This is a genomic window from Brevibacillus choshinensis, assembly GCF_001420695.1.
In the GTDB taxonomy this organism is placed as follows: domain Bacteria; phylum Bacillota; class Bacilli; order Brevibacillales; family Brevibacillaceae; genus Brevibacillus; species Brevibacillus choshinensis.
Genome location: NZ_LJJB01000010.1, coordinates 2,023,734 through 2,039,054 on the forward strand (window position 1 = coordinate 2,023,734; position 15,321 = coordinate 2,039,054).

Consider the following 15,321-nt stretch of genomic DNA (forward strand, 5'->3'; position numbering starts at 1 on the left):
ACAGTTCGGTCCCTATCTGTCGCGGGCGTAGGAAGTTTGAGGAGAGCTGTCCTTAGTACGAGAGGACCGGGATGGACGCACCGCTGGTGCACCAGTTGTCACGCCAGTGGCACAGCTGGGTAGCTATGTGCGGACGGGATAAGCGCTGAAAGCATCTAAGCGTGAAGCCCCCTCCAAGATGAGACTTCCCACAGCGCAAGCTGGTAAGACCCCTCATAGACGATGAGGTTGATAGGTTCGGTGTGGAAGCGTGGCAACACGTGGAGCTGACGAATACTAATCGGTCGAGGACTTATCCACACACTCTTAGCAAACATGCAGATCCAGTTTTCAAGGAATGAAATGAACCTCTTTACCACAGAATGGGTAAAGAGGTTTTTTTGTTTTGTACAGCCTTCTGGAGGATAATCATTACAGATCATTCTCCTATTACGCTGTTTATGTCGACAAGTTAGGGCGAATGACCGACAAGTTACCCCTTGCAGAGCAGAGAGGCGGTAGACTAACATGAGAAGGTACCTGATTCAAAAGGTAGAGTTGGCAAGGTATGGTTTATGAAGGAGAATAATTAATGAAGAAAATCTTGATCTTTTCGGCTTCCATCGGTAACGGTCACAATCAAGCGGCCAGAGCTATGCAGGAAAGTCTGGCTGAAAATGGCTATACGTCGATGATCATTGATACGTTGGAATATATCAGTCCTACGTTCCACAAGATCTTGCTGGAAAGCTATATGAACTTATTGAGATTGTCTCCTAAAATGTGGGGGAGAATCTACCACAACACCGAAAAAAGTAGATTTTTTGATATGAACGTGCTCATGAATAAATTACTGGCAAACAAGCTGAAGAAATTAATAAACAGTGTCCAGCCGGATGCGTTTATTGCGACGCATCCTTTTGCCAGTTGTATGCTTTCCGTACTAAAAGGAAGAAATGATTGGAAAGAACCCATTTACACCATCATTACGGACTACACCATACATCCGTCATGGATCAATCATCACATCAACTACTATTTTATTGGCCACGAGCAGCTGTACTATCTCGTCGATCTTTATCGACAGGACCATCAAAAATTCATTCCCATGGGTATTCCGATCATGCGAAAATTCCGTTTGCCGCTGGATGGGGAGCAGATACGAAGAAAGTTAGGGCTACAGACCGAGCAAAAAAGTATCATTCTCTCTGGGGGCGGCCTAGGTCTTGGCTCAATGGAAAAAGTGCTCGACGGATTGGAAGAAATCGGTATGCCCATCAAAGCCTTTATTTTGACGGGGAGCAATGAAAAGCTGTTTCGAAAAGTAAGCAATCGTACGTATCGACATGAGGTTGTGCCACTAAAATTTGTTAACAATTTTCATGAGTACCTGGAGACGGCTGATCTGATAGTGACAAAATCGGGCGGTCTAACTTCAGCAGAAGTGATGAGCAAACGAGTCCCAATGATTATTTACAACCCACTGCCAGGACAGGAAGAGCGAAACAGCCATTTTCTGTTGAACAATGGTTGCGCAGTACATGCCAACTTGTCTGAGCAATTGATCTATTTTATTGAGGAGTTACTGCACAGCCCCTCGAAAGTTGACTACATGCGGAGAATGGCACATAAAATTTCCAAGCCTGATGCCGCCCAACGTATTGCCGAATTCATTCGTGACGATATGAAAATGATGAACGATGAAGATGAGCTGCAACCATGATAGCGACATTTGATGCTTGATTTGATCAGGAGGATGTGGAGGAAATCATGAGCATACCTTATGCGATCCTGTTCGATATGGACGGTACCCTACTGCAGACTGAGAAACTCTCGACGCCTGCCTTTCAACGGACGTTTGATCAGTTGCGTAAAAAAAGTCTTTGGGAAGGGGAAACACCTGACGAGAGTGAGATCACCAATATTTTGGGGATGACGATTGACCAGGTATGGAATAAGCTGCTGCCAGGAGCAAGTGATGAAGCCATTGAGGCAGCAGATACTTTTTTGCTGGAAAATGAGATTCAACTGATTCATGAACGGGTAACGGACTTATATCCGGGAGTACTAGATACCCTGCGTGATTTGCATGCGCGAGGGGTTGCGCTATTTGTCGCCAGCAACGGTCAAGAAGCATACATTGATGCACTCTGTGATGAGTATAACTTGAAACCATTACTGACCGATTTATATTCGGCTGGACGTTTTCGTACGCGCACCAAAAACGATCTGGTCGCGAAATTGTTAAAGGACTATCAGGTGAAAAAAGCGATTATGGTTGGTGACCGCCATTCAGACGTCGAGGCAGGTACATCGAATGGTTTGTTTACGATTGGCTGCGACTTTGGCTTTGCCAAGCCAGGTGAGTTGGATGGAGCAGATGTGATCATAACTGATTTTCCTCAATTGCTCGATCATTTGCCAGAAATCGACACCATCAAGCAAAGTCAAACATAAACCATTCCGTCAAGGAGTGGTTTTTTCGTGGTTTCAAGCGGCCACATTTTGCCCACAATAGAAAGTGTATTCACCACTTGCATGCGTGTAGTAAACCCATTATAATTAACGTCAAAGATAGTCAAAGTCAATAGTCAAACACAGTGAGAATAGGAGGCGATGACTTGCGTAACATCTCGGACATCATTGAACATCACTTGAAAAGCATCATTACCGAGAGTCCCAATGGCTCTATCGAGATTCAGCGTAGTGAGCTAGCCGACCATTTTCAATGTGTACCATCTCAGATCAACTACGTCATTAATACCCGATTCACAGTTCAAAAAGGGTATATTGTGGAAAGCAAGCGTGGCGGTGGCGGGTACATTCGCATTCGCAAAGTGCAGATCGTCAGCAAGGCACGCCTGCAGGAACTTTTGACCGAGGAGCTGATTGGTGAGGCTATCACACAGAGTGTGGGCAATGCTATCGTTGAGCGTCTCTTGGAGGAAGGCTTGGTGAACATCCGGGAAGCAACCCTGATGAAAATTGCCACCTCTCGTGCAGTTTTAACCGTGGAGACGGAATTGCGGGATCGTTTGCGGGCAAACATTTTAAAGCAGATGATCGCAGCTATTCTGTTGAAGTAATGAAGCAAGCGCTAGGAGGGATGATGTGATGAACTGTGAGGAATGCGGAAAACGACCGGCGACACTTCATCTGACGAAAATCGTCAATGGCGAAAAAACCGAATACCATATTTGTGAGCATTGCGCTCAGGAAAAAGGGGACGTCTTTACCGGCTTTCACAATTTCAGCATCAACAATCTCCTTTCAGGATTATTAAAATTCGACCCGATGCAGAAGAGCGCCAAGGAATCGTCAGCGAACAAAACGCTCCGATGTGAAACCTGCGGGCTCACTTTCGCCCAGTTTAGCAAGAGCGGACGATTCGGCTGCAGCGATTGCTATACTTTTCTAGGGGATCGGCTGGACCCACTGTTCCGCCGCATCCACGGAAATACACAGCATATCGGCAAAGTGCCTGAACGTACTGGTGGCCAATTGAAAATCCGCAAAGAGCTGGAACAATTAAAACAAGCCCTGCAAACCCATGTAGCCAGTGAAGAGTTTGAAAAGGCCGCAGAGATGCGGGACCGAATTCGTGCCTTGGAACAAAAGATGGCCCAATCGTAACAAGGGGAGGTTTAGCTGGATGTCGCAACAGCAGTTTATGCAGAACCCGTGGAGCAATTGGATGAAAGGGGAAGGACCTGATTCCGATATCGTCATCAGCACACGGTTACGCATCGCCCGTAACCTGCGCCAGCACCCTTTTCCGTTGCTTGCGACTGATTCCCAAGGGGAGGAAGTGGTAAGAAAGGTAACGGAAGTCAGCGAGTCGGATGCCATGCGCAAACGACACCATCTGCAAGTGATTCAAATGGATCAAGTAAACCCTCTGGAAAAACGCGTGCTGGTGGAAAAACATTTGATCAGCCCACATCTAGCCGAGGAGTCTCGCAAAGGGGCAGTTTTGCTTAGTCCTGATGAATCTGTGAGTATTATGGTTAATGAAGAAGACCACATCCGTATTCAAGTCCTGTTACCAGGGTTTCGTTTGAATGACGCCTGGGAAATCGGTACAAAAATAGATGATATTTTCGAGAGGAATTTAAATTACGCCTTCGACGAGACCAGAGGGTACCTTACGAGTTGCCCGACCAACGTAGGTACTGGAATTCGCGCTTCCGTGATGCTCCATCTTCCTGCATTGGTCATGACTCAGCAGATCAGTCGTATTCTGCAGGCGATTAATCAAGTTGGTCTGGTCGTACGAGGAATTTATGGAGAAGGTAGCGAAGCATTAGGTAATCTGTTTCAGCTTTCCAATCAGGTGACGTTGGGCATGTCGGAATCAGACATTCTCTCCAACCTGTACGGAGTAGCTAGACAAATTATTGAACAAGAGCGTGTTGCACGTACGTACTTACTCGAACACACCCGCGTTTCGCTGGAAGATCGCATTTTTCGCTCGTATGGGATTTTGATGTACGCGCGCACGGTCGAATCCAAAGAAGCTGCACAGCGCCTATCCGATGTGCGCCTAGGGATTGATCTCGGTGTGATTCCAGACGTTTCACCATTGGTGTTGAACGAACTGCTCGTTACGACGCAACCGGGGTTCCTGCAGCAGCATGCAGGCCAAAAGCTGACTCCGGATCAACGGGACGAACGCAGAGCGCGGTTAATTCGGGAGCGCATTGCAGACACAGAAAAGTAAAATGGCTAATAAATAAACATAGGCAATACGCAACAGTTAACCCATAGAGAATAAACACGGTTACCTTGGAGGTGTACGATATGATGTTTGGACGTTTTACAGAACGAGCACAAAAAGTATTGGCGCTTGCCCTGGAAGAAGCAGTCCGTCTTGGCCACAAAGATATTGGGACTGAGCACGTACTGTTGGGATTGATTCGGGAAGGCGAAGGGATTGCGGCGAAAGCTCTACAATCACTTGGGCTTGGTCTCGACAAAATCCAAAGTGAAGTGGAGTCGTTGATCGGACGCGGTACGGAGCAGTCCGGCAGTAATTACACTCCAAACTATACACCTCGTGCCAAAAAGGTCATTGAGCTGTCCATGGATGAAGCCCGCAAGCTGGGCCACACGTACGTGGGCACCGAGCATATTCTGCTTGGTCTGATCCGTGAAGGGGAAGGCATTGCGGCAAGAATCATGAACAATCTGGGTGTCAGCCTGAACAAAGCTCGTCAGCAAGTTCTACAGCTCCTAGGCAGCTCGGAAATGATGGCGTCCCATCAGCCATCGGGTGGTAATCCGGCAGCCAACACGCCTACTCTGGACGGTCTGGCTCGCGATCTGACCGCCATTGCACGCGACGGTGGTCTCGACCCTGTCATTGGTCGAATGAAAGAAATTGAGCGTGTTATTCAAGTGTTGAGCAGACGTACCAAGAACAATCCCGTGCTGATCGGGGAACCAGGCGTTGGGAAAACAGCGATCGCCGAAGGACTGGCACAGAAGATTGTGAACAACGAAATTCCAGAGACACTGCGCGACAAACGCGTCATGACGCTGGATATGGGTACTGTCGTGGCAGGAACCAAGTATCGCGGTGAATTTGAAGACCGCCTGAAGAAAATCATGGACGAAATTCGTCAAGCCGGAAACATCATTCTGTTTATTGACGAATTGCATACTTTGATTGGCGCAGGTGGAGCAGAAGGTGCCATCGACGCCTCCAACATTCTCAAGCCGGCTCTAGCTCGTGGAGAATTGCAGTGCGTAGGGGCAACGACTCTGGACGAATACCGCAAATACATTGAGAAAGATGCTGCGCTGGAACGGCGTTTCCAACCAATTCAGGTAGATGAACCGACTGCAGAAGACGCAGTCAAAATTCTACACGGTCTGCGTGATCGTTACGAGGCACATCACCGCGTTAAAATTACAGATGAAGCTATTGAGCAGGCAGTAAAGCTGTCTGATCGCTATATCACAGATCGTTTCCTGCCAGACAAAGCGATCGACCTCGTCGATGAAGCTGCTTCGAAAGTACGCCTTCAGTCCTTTACTGTTCCTCCGAACCTCAAGGAACTGGAAGGTCGTCTGGAAGAAGTGCGCAAGGAAAAAGATGCGGCGGTACAATCGCAGGAATTTGAAGAAGCTGCAGCCCTTCGTGATCAAGAGCAAAAACTGCGCGAAGAGCTTGATAAAACGAAAAAAGACTGGAAAGAACGTCAAGGCCAGTTAAACATGGAAGTGACCCCTGAAGATATCGCACAGGTCGTGGCTAGCTGGACGGGTATCCCTGTACTCAAGCTGAAGGAAGAGGAAGCCGAACGCTTGTTGAAAATGGAGGAAATTCTGCATAGTCGTGTCATTGGGCAGGACGAAGCAGTCAAATCCGTCTCTCGAGCTGTTCGACGTGCCCGTGCCGGTCTGAAGGATCCGAAGCGCCCTGTAGGCTCGTTCATTTTCCTGGGCCCTACGGGTGTCGGGAAAACCGAATTGGCGCGTGCTGTGGCAGAGACGCTCTTTGGCGATGAAGATGCTATGATCCGCGTCGACATGTCCGAGTACATGGAGAAGCATTCGACGGCGCGTCTGGTCGGTGCCCCTCCTGGATATGTGGGCTATGATGAAGGTGGTCAATTGACCGAGAAGGTACGCCGCAAACCGTACTCCGTCATCTTGCTGGATGAGATCGAAAAAGCGCATCCGGACGTATTCAACATCCTGCTGCAAGTCCTGGATGATGGTCGCTTGACTGATTCCAAAGGACGTACTGTCGACTTCCGCAACACAGTAGTGATCATGACCTCCAACGTGGGTGCAAGCATGATCAAGAAAAACACAACGTTGGGCTTCACGACCGGCGATGTCGAAAGAAAATACCAAGACATGAAGGACAAAGTGATGGATGAGCTGAAAAAGAGCTTCCGTCCTGAATTCCTGAACCGGATTGATGAAGTGATCGTGTTCCATTCCCTGGAGCAAGAACACATCGAGCAGATCGTTTCGTTGATGACCGACGAGCTGCGTAAACGCTTGAAAGAACAGAGCATTGATTTCCAATTGACCGAAGAAGCCAAGAAAGTATTGGCCAAAGAAGGTTTCGATCCGGCCTATGGTGCACGTCCATTGCGTAGAGCCATTCAACGTCACATCGAGGACAGATTGTCCGAAGAGCTGTTGAAGGGCAATATCAGCAAAGGTGACACCGTCAATATCGATTCCGAGGAAGGTCAATTGGTGGTTAAACGTTTGGAAAAATCAAAGCTATAACAAACTCAGAACAACACATAGAATGCCTCCCAAACAGGAGGTATTCTTTTTTTGGGTGCCCATGTATGATAAAAATAGAGGATAAAATCCAAACGAGGGTGCGAATATGTCAAAGTATAAAACGAAATACGCGTGTCAAGAATGTGGCTATGAATCGCCAAAATGGATGGGGAAATGTCCAGGCTGTAACAGCTGGAATACCATGGTCGAGGAAATGACCGTCAAAACGGCACACCGACACGAAGGAATGAGCGGTGGACAGAAACAAGCCGCTATGCCGTTGACAGAGGTAGCGAGTGATGAAGATCCACGCATGGACACGACTATCGGGGAGTTAAATCGTGTTCTAGGCGGCGGACTGGTACCAGGATCACTCATTTTGGTCGGCGGTGACCCGGGGATTGGGAAATCGACGCTGCTGCTGCAGACCTCCTTTGCTTTGGCGCATCAAGGCGCGAAAGTTTTATATGTTTCTGGTGAGGAGTCGGCAAAGCAAATCAAGCTACGTGCCGACCGTCTCGGATCAAAAACTCCTCCTATGTATGTTTTAGCAGAAAATGATTTGGATTTGATCGAACAGCATATTAATCAGGTAGACCCCCATGTATTGATCATTGACTCGATTCAGACCGTCTTTCACCCTGCCGTTCAATCTGCAGCAGGAAGTGTCGCTCAAGTACGTGAGGCAACCGCACAGCTGATGAGGATAGCCAAGGGAAAAGGGATTGGTACGTTTATTGTGGGCCACGTGACCAAGGAAGGCTCCATTGCCGGTCCGCGAATGCTTGAGCATATGGTGGATGCCGTTTTGTATTTCGAAGGGGAACGACACAATACGTTCCGCATTTTACGCGCAGTCAAAAATCGATTTGGATCGACAAATGAAATCGGGATTTTCGAGATGAAGGACCGTGGGCTGGAGGAAGTGGCGAATCCCTCTGAGATCTTCTTGGCGGAACGTCCCTTCGGCGTAGCAGGGTCTACTGTTGTAGCCAGCATGGAGGGCACTCGGCCCGTCCTGGTAGAGCTGCAGGCACTGGTAGCGCCTACGAGCTTTGTGACCCCACGTAGGATGGCTACGGGAGTGGATCATCAGCGTGTGGCGATGATCATGGCTGTGCTGGAAAAAAGAATGGGCATGATGCTGCAAAATCAGGATGCCTATGTAAACGTAGCAGGTGGAGTCCGTCTCGATGAGCCTGCTGTTGATCTAGCGATAGCAGTGAGTATTGCCAGCAGCTTCCGTGATCATGCGACGAATCCACATGATGTAGTAATCGGTGAGATTGGTCTCACAGGAGAAGTACGCGGTGTATCCCGCATCGAACAACGTGTTCGAGAGGCGCACAAGCTCGGATTCAAACGTGTCATTATCCCAGAGAAGAACATCCGTGGGCTAGAAGCTCCAGATGATATTCAGGTGATCGGCGTATCGAACATCGGGGAGGCTTTGAACGAGGTGATAAGGGGGTAGGGGCGGATGCCAGATAGCCAAAAAAAGAATCCGCTGTTCAGTGACGTTCTCCGCTTGGTCGCTCCCGGGACGCAGCTGCGGGAAGGTCTGGAAAATGTGTTGCGGGCAAAGACGGGCGGTTTGATCGTAGTTGGCTATGGGCCTGAGATGAAGCACATTGTCGATGGGGGTTTTTCTATCAATTGTGATTTCTCGCCTGCACATTTGTATGAATTGGCGAAGATGGATGGGGCGATCATAGTAAGTGAGGACGCCAAACGTATCTTGTACGCCAATACACAGCTTTTCCCCCCTGCTTCCATATCCACCAGTGAAACGGGGACGCGCCATCGGACGGCACAGCGAACAGCTATCCAAACGAATTACCTCGTTATCGCGATTTCCCAGCGACGCAATGTCATCACACTGTATCAAGGAAATTTTCGCTATGTCCTCAACGAAATTAGTGTGATCTTGGCAAAGGCAAATCAGGCGGTTTCCACGTTGGAGAAGTACAAGGCCGTGCTGGATCAGACTTTGACAAATCTAGGGGCTCTGGAGTTTGAGGAACTGGTCACCTTGCATGAAGTGACGTCTGTTTTGCAGCGTATAGAAATGGTGCTGCGAATCAAAACAGAGGTTTCCAAGTACATATGTGAACTTGGAGTCGAGGGTAGATTGGTGAGCATGCAGATGGAGGAACTTGTTTCAAACATTGAGGAAGAGGCCCACATGCTCATTCGCGATTATTGTCGAGATCTCGCACTTTCTCCCGATCAAGTTCTGCGTGACATGAAAAAGTTGAGCTCTGATGAAATGCTGGAAATGAGTTCGTTTTTGCGTGTGCTGGGCTATTCCTCGAACGCTAGTATGCTGGAGGAATCTGTCTCTCCCCGTGGGTACCGGATCCTGCACAAAATCCCACGGCTACCGATGTCGATCATCGCTAATCTTGTCGAACATTTTCATAATTTACCTCGAATTATGATGGCAACCATCGAGGAATTGGACGAAGTCGAAGGTATTGGGGAAGTACGTGCGAGAGCCATCAAGGATGGATTGAAACGGATTCAGGAGCAAGTGTTCATTGACAGGCACATTTAAAGTAGAATAGGATTAAGGCATTATTTGTATTAAACATTTGCCTAGGGGACCCGAATGAAAAAGGGTCAACAGGATACTCGTCTCCTTCGCAAAAGAAATCAGGAGGTAGTCTATGTTCGTGAAATCGTTACCGAACATACTAACCGTAAGTAACTTGTTTCTGGGTGTACTAGCAATCATTCTGGCGTTTCGGGGCGATGAATTCGTCGATTATGCAGCCATTACGGTGATTATAGGCATGCTGGCAGACGGTCTAGACGGTCGTGTGGCGCGAATGTTGAATGCACAAAGTGAGTTTGGAAAGGAACTCGATTCCCTTTCTGATGTCATTACTTTTGGTGTAGCGCCTGCCTTTATCATGTATGTCGTCGTTTTGAATGATTTTAACTGGCTCGGAATCTTTATCACAGCGATCTTCCCGATTTGTGGGGCGTTGCGTTTGGCTCGTTTTAACGTACAGGCTGGCGTTCCCGGATATTTCATCGGCCTGCCGATTACGGCTGCAGGCGGAGTACTCGCGACTCTTGCGCTGTACCATCAGGTATTTAATGCAGTCATGCTGGCAGTGAGCATGCTTTTGCTGGCATTCTTGATGGTGTCGAAGGTCAAATACCCTAACTTCAAAAAAGTGGGAATTCCTAAATCGGCATACTGGATTACTCCTGTCATTATCGCCATCGTAGTTGTTGTGGCGGTCGAATACCCGCAGCAGTTTCCGAAAATCGTCTTTTTGCCGCTAGCTTTCTATGCCTTGTACGGAATAAAAAAAAACGTTGACTTTCTCGTCAAAAAGTTTCGTAAGAGAAAAAACAAAGAAGAGGAATCCGTTCCTTTTGAATGAGTCAAAACAAGGAAAAAACCCGCTGAAATTGAGCGGGTTTTTCTTTTTTTACGTGCAAGCTCCTCCATGAACAATCATCGATAGGAGTTTTTTATGCAACTTTTTTAGGGGTTCGTTCGTATTACGAGGGGAGGCCTATGAAAGGTTGAAAACACCCAACGTATTCAGCCGATTGGATTCTTTTTGCAGCACGTCTTCGAGTTTGATGTCCGTGATGTTGCACAATGCAGTAATGTAAAACAGGTTTTTTCCCAGCTCAGCGGTCAACACATCGCGGCAATGCTCACACAAGGGGCCAGTGAAATGAGTATCCAGTTGTGATTTGTTCTCTTCCATGTTTTTGTTCGAATCGTACGTCTGCTTTTTGGCGACTACCTCGACACAGCCACATTCTGTAATGGCTTTGGTCAACGAACGGTTGATGCGGGATGCAGTTTCCTGAACTTTGGACATGACGTCGAGTACGCTGCGGTGCCTGATCAAGAGTTCTGAGACTTGCGTTTGGAAGCCGTCTACATTGCTTTTGTCCATATGGTTCACCTCTGCTTTAGGCTATAATTATCGTCACAATTTTCGCACATTGCGCTACAGCCATTATAAGAAGGGAGTCTGCTCTCTGTCAATTTGATTCAGAAGGAAACGGATGTTCGAGGTTGACGGCAAAATGACAACTATGTTAAAATTTTTGGCTATTTGACATGGTAAATTAAATTTTGCTATAGTGGGGTGAAAGTGGTGAAGAAGGGTTTTTGCCATTTGGAAAGAAATAGGTTTTTACTTATAGGCTTCTGTCTATATTAATAAAAGGAGGTGAAGGCATGGTACGCCGCATAGGAAAAATCTTTTTTGTTTTGATTGGTGGGGGCTTGGGCTACCAGTACGGTGCTGACTTGTTCTCATTGCTAAATAAGCTGTTAAATTTCGGAGAAGTAGCAGGGACGCAATACATTGGTGCGGTTCTTGGTGCCATTTTGTTCTTCTTTTTAGCTAATTGGCTCTTGGATTATATTTTGAGGGTGATTCGTTGGGGAGAAGAGACACTCGTCAAAATGCCAATTGTGGATGTCATGTTCGGAGCGATGGGGTTGATTAGTGGTCTTATTGTTGCCTTTTTATTATTCCTGCCCATCAGTAAAATTCCGATCCCTATCATAGGTGATCTGTTGCCGTTGGTTGTGTCTGGTTTGCTTGGTTACTTGGGATTCCAAGTTGGATTCCGCAAACGGGATGAAATTATGTCGGTTTTTTCCATCGGTCGGAAGGATAAGAAAAAGGACAATAGCAATACCGCGACGAACGTAGAAAATAAAATCTTGGATACGAGTGTTATCATCGACGGTCGCATTGCAGACATTTGCCGCACTGGCTTTTTGGAAGGTGTGCTTGTCATTCCGGGATTTGTGCTAGAGGAACTACAACACATTGCTGATTCCTCCGACGTGCTGAAGAGAAACAGAGGACGCCGGGGACTTGATATTTTGAATAAGATTCAAAAAGAGATGAAAGTAAAAGTGCAAATTTGGGAAGGCGATTTTGAAGAAGTCTCCGAGGTCGACAGCAAGCTGATCAAGCTGGCAAAAGTCATGAATGGGAAAGTCGTGACGAATGACTTCAACCTGAACAAAGTATGCGAATTGCAAGGTGTCTCCGTCTTGAACATCAATGATTTGGCAAACGCGGTCAAGCCGGTTGTCCTGCCAGGTGAAGAAATGAACGTTCAAGTCATCAAGGACGGCAAGGAGCACGGTCAAGGGGTTGCTTATCTGGACGATGGCACGATGATCGTCGTAGAAGGCGGACGCGAGTATATCGGCAACGATGTAGATGTTCTCGTGACCAGCGTGCTGCAAACTTCGGCGGGTCGAATGATTTTCGCTAAGCCAAAGCTGTTGGAAAAAGCATTGTAGAGAGACAGGAGAGGGAAGATCGTGGGTACGGGAGTCGTGATCGTTGCCGCTGGTTCCGGAAAACGGATGGGTGGCGAACGAAACAAGCTGTGGTTGCCTCTGGGTGGTGAGCCTATTTTGGCTCATACGGTTCGCCTGTTTGCGACACACCGAGAGATTGATGAGATCGTGCTGGTTGTCAGCACAGAAGACCATAGCAGTGTACTGAAATGGCTCGATCGCGAGCGAATCCGTGTGACAGTTACCTTGGGCGGTGCCGAAAGACAGGACAGCGTGAGAAATGGTCTGTCCGCACTCTCCAACGAATGCTCCTATGTGCTCGTTCACGATGCTGCCCGACCTTTCGTTACTCGCAAGCAGATCAGTGCTATGATCAAACAAGTACAACAGGATCAAGCAACGATCATGGCAGTGCCAGTGAAGGATACGATAAAAGTGGTGGGGACGACTGGAATTGTCGAGTCGACCCCAGCACGTGAAAGCTTGTGGGCTGTTCAAACCCCACAAGCTTTTCGTATGTCTTTGCTGCGAGACGCACACCGGACGGCAGTGGAAACGGGCAAGATGGGAACAGACGACGCTATGCTGGTTGAATGGTTAGGGCATCCTGTGACAGTCATGCAAGGAAGCTATGAGAATATAAAAATCACCACCCCTGATGACTTGTGGCTAGGTGAAGAGATCTTGCGTAAACGAAAGGGAGAGTAACTCATGCGTATTGGACAAGGGTTTGATGTGCATCAACTGGTAGAGGGACGGCCTTGCATCATTGGTGGCGTTACGATCCCCTACGAAAAAGGATTGCTAGGGCATTCGGATGCAGATGTGCTTTTGCATGCGATTAGCGATGCAATACTCGGAGCCATCGGCGAAGGAGATATCGGAAGGCATTTTCCAGATACCGATCCAGCCTTCAAGGATGCGGATAGTGTCAAGCTGCTTCAGCACGTGTGGGCACTGGTAAAAGAACGGGGATACCGACTGGGGAATGTGGATGCGACCATTATTGCGCAAGCTCCAAAAATGGCTCCTTACATCCCGCAAATGCAAGAAGTCATTGCCCGCGTACTGGAAGCAGAGGATCTCTCGCAAGTCAACGTGAAAGCGACGACGACAGAAAAGCTGGGCTTCCCAGGTCGGGGAGAAGGAATCGCTGCCCAGGCTGCATGCTTGCTTGTCAAGTAGAGGGGCAAGGTGTAACATAAGGCATTAGAAAACATTTTTTCGTTTACATTCATAAGGATGGTGCTACCCATGGCGAAAGAAATCCGCACGCGATATGCTCCTAGTCCTACGGGGCATTTACATATCGGCGGCGCACGTACAGCGCTTTTCAATTACTTGTTTGCAAAACATCACGGAGGTTCGTTCATCGTTCGGATTGAAGATACGGACCAAACACGCAACAAGGAAAATGCTGACGAAGAGCAAATGAAAAACCTGAAATGGCTCGGTGTGAAGTGGGAAGAGGGTACAGACGTTGGCGGTCCTTATGGGCCATATCGCCAAATGGAACGTCTGGACATCTATCGTACCTATATCGAACAATTGCTCGCTGAAGGCAAGGCGTACTATTGCTACGCAACCAAGGAAGAGCTGGATGCAGAACGCGAAGAGCAGATCGCTCGCGGAGAGACACCTCGCATTCTGGAAAAGCATCGCCACGTAACAGATGAAGAACGTGCGCAGTTCGAAGCCGAAGGACGCGTTCCATCTATTCACTTCCTCGTCCATGACGATCGAGAGTACGTTGTTGATGATATGATTCGTGGACAAGTTACTTTTAATTCCAATGAGATGGGCGACTTTGTCATCTGCCGTCCTGATGGAATTCCTACCTATAATTTTGCAGTTGTGATTGATGACTACCTGATGAAAATCAGCCATGTCATTCGTGGGGAAGAGCATCTGTCCAATACGCCACGTCAATTGATGATTTATGAGGCGTTTGGTTGGGAGTCACCACAATTTGCTCACTTGGCTCTGATTCTGAACCAAGAAGGCAAAAAAATGTCCAAGCGCGATGAAAGCATTCTCCAGTTCATCGAGCAATACCGCGACCTGGGCTTCTTGCCAGAAGCGATCGTAAACTTCCTCGTGCTTCTAGGCTGGTCCCCAGGTGGCGAAGAAGAGATTTTTCTCATAGACGATCTCATCAAGCTGTTCTCGATGGACCGCGTCAACAAGTCTCCGGCCGTATTTGATGCGACCAAAATGAACTGGATGAACAACTTCTATCTGAAGCGTCAACCACTTGATATGATCACAGATCTGTGTGTTCCTCATCTGCAAAAAGCAGGGTTCATCGAAGAGACGTTGTCTGGTGACAAACGCGATTGGGTCCGCAGTATTGTAGGGTTGTACCAGGAGCAAATGTCATATTGCGCGCAAATCGTTCCGCTGGCAGCTCTTTTCTTCCTCGACGAAGTGGTGTACGATGAGGAAGCAAGACTGGTTTTGAAAGAACCGCAATTGCCAGAAGTTCTCTCGTCATTTGTGAAGCACCTATCAGCACAAGAGGAATATCATGTAGATATTATCAAGGCTGCGCTGAAAGAGGTTCAAAAAGAAACGGGACACAAGGGCAAGGCGTTGTTCATGCCAGTACGTGTAGGAGCAACTGGCCAAGCGCACGGACGAGATCTCGCGGAGACGCTCTACTTGCTAGGCCGTGACAAAGTGCTGGATCGCACGAACCGAGTGATTGCAAACGGGGAATAGGTCAGACCTTTCCTTTTCACAATAGAAGCATGCGAAGATCAGGAGAAGTACAGCGGTAGGCACGC

Annotated in this window: 14 protein-coding genes and 2 other annotated features (2 of these 16 running past the window's edge); of the genes, 13 read left to right on the plus strand and 1 reads right to left on the minus strand. The window is 48.0% G+C overall.

What is annotated here, in order from left to right:
* Positions 1–300: a sequence feature (mutual gap in cmsearch alignment for this rRNA model is longer than 100), on the plus strand; it begins 2,567 nt to the left of the window's first position.
* 271 nt (positions 301–571) lie between these two features.
* The 9 genes from AN963_RS19755 (at position 572) to pssA (ending at position 10,628) form a co-directional block, all read left to right on the plus strand.
* A complete protein-coding gene (locus AN963_RS19755; RefSeq protein WP_055746176.1) occupies positions 572–1,702 on the plus strand; it encodes an MGDG synthase family glycosyltransferase in 1,131 nt (376 codons plus the stop codon).
* Between the two features lie 47 nt (positions 1,703–1,749).
* Complete coding sequence (locus AN963_RS19760) at positions 1,750–2,436, plus strand: HAD hydrolase-like protein (protein ID WP_055746177.1); 687 nt, start codon at positions 1,750–1,752, stop codon at positions 2,434–2,436.
* Positions 2,437–2,600: 164 nt separating this feature from the next.
* On the plus strand, positions 2,601–3,065 hold the full coding sequence (locus tag AN963_RS19765; protein WP_055746178.1) for a CtsR family transcriptional regulator: 465 nt from the start codon (positions 2,601–2,603) through the stop codon (positions 3,063–3,065).
* Positions 3,066–3,093: 28 nt separating this feature from the next.
* Positions 3,094–3,612, plus strand: a complete 519-nt coding sequence (locus AN963_RS19770; protein WP_055746179.1) for a UvrB/UvrC motif-containing protein — start codon at positions 3,094–3,096, stop codon at positions 3,610–3,612.
* A gap of 19 nt (positions 3,613–3,631) precedes the next feature.
* Positions 3,632–4,699, plus strand: a complete 1,068-nt coding sequence (locus AN963_RS19775; protein ID WP_055746180.1) for a protein arginine kinase — start codon at positions 3,632–3,634, stop codon at positions 4,697–4,699.
* Between the two features lie 80 nt (positions 4,700–4,779).
* The gene (locus AN963_RS19780) at positions 4,780–7,230 is read left to right on the plus strand and encodes an ATP-dependent Clp protease ATP-binding subunit (protein WP_055746181.1); all 2,451 of its coding nucleotides are present in this window, start codon (positions 4,780–4,782) and stop codon (positions 7,228–7,230) included.
* Positions 7,231–7,336: 106 nt separating this feature from the next.
* Positions 7,337–8,704 (plus strand): DNA repair protein RadA, encoded by a 1,368-nt coding sequence (gene radA / locus AN963_RS19785; protein WP_055746182.1) that lies wholly within the window; start codon positions 7,337–7,339, stop codon positions 8,702–8,704.
* A gap of 6 nt (positions 8,705–8,710) precedes the next feature.
* A complete protein-coding gene (gene disA / locus AN963_RS19790; RefSeq protein WP_055746183.1) occupies positions 8,711–9,787 on the plus strand; it encodes a DNA integrity scanning diadenylate cyclase DisA in 1,077 nt (358 codons plus the stop codon).
* Between the two features lie 112 nt (positions 9,788–9,899).
* Positions 9,900–10,628: a CDP-diacylglycerol--serine O-phosphatidyltransferase gene (gene pssA, locus AN963_RS19795; RefSeq protein ID WP_055746184.1), complete on the plus strand. Its 729-nt coding sequence runs from the start codon at positions 9,900–9,902 to the stop codon at positions 10,626–10,628.
* A 135-nt stretch (positions 10,629–10,763) separates the two neighbouring features.
* Here the strand turns inward: pssA and AN963_RS19800 are convergent, their stop codons facing one another.
* Positions 10,764–11,159, minus strand: coding sequence for a nucleoside triphosphate pyrophosphohydrolase family protein (locus AN963_RS19800; protein WP_055746185.1), 396 nt, complete (start codon positions 11,157–11,159; stop codon positions 10,764–10,766).
* 287 nt (positions 11,160–11,446) lie between these two features.
* On the opposite strand from AN963_RS19800, the gene AN963_RS19805 reads away from it, so the two are divergent.
* The 4 genes from AN963_RS19805 to gltX all read left to right on the plus strand — a co-directional run bounded on the left by AN963_RS19805 (position 11,447) and on the right by gltX (position 15,256).
* Entirely contained in the window at positions 11,447–12,535 is a 1,089-nt protein-coding gene (locus tag AN963_RS19805; RefSeq protein WP_055746186.1) for a PIN/TRAM domain-containing protein, read from the plus strand.
* Positions 12,536–12,556: 21 nt separating this feature from the next.
* Positions 12,557–13,243, plus strand: a complete 687-nt coding sequence (ispD, locus tag AN963_RS19810) for a 2-C-methyl-D-erythritol 4-phosphate cytidylyltransferase (protein ID WP_055746187.1) — start codon at positions 12,557–12,559, stop codon at positions 13,241–13,243.
* Positions 13,244–13,246: 3 nt separating this feature from the next.
* Positions 13,247–13,720 (plus strand): 2-C-methyl-D-erythritol 2,4-cyclodiphosphate synthase, encoded by a 474-nt coding sequence (ispF, locus tag AN963_RS19815; protein ID WP_055746188.1) that lies wholly within the window; start codon positions 13,247–13,249, stop codon positions 13,718–13,720.
* A 69-nt stretch (positions 13,721–13,789) separates the two neighbouring features.
* Positions 13,790–15,256 carry a glutamate--tRNA ligase gene (gene gltX, locus AN963_RS19820; RefSeq protein WP_055746189.1) on the plus strand — a complete coding sequence of 489 codons (1,467 nt, stop codon included), beginning with the start codon at positions 13,790–13,792 and terminating at the stop codon, positions 15,254–15,256.
* 25 nt (positions 15,257–15,281) lie between these two features.
* Positions 15,282–15,321: a binding site (T-box leader), on the plus strand (it continues 217 nt past the right edge of the window).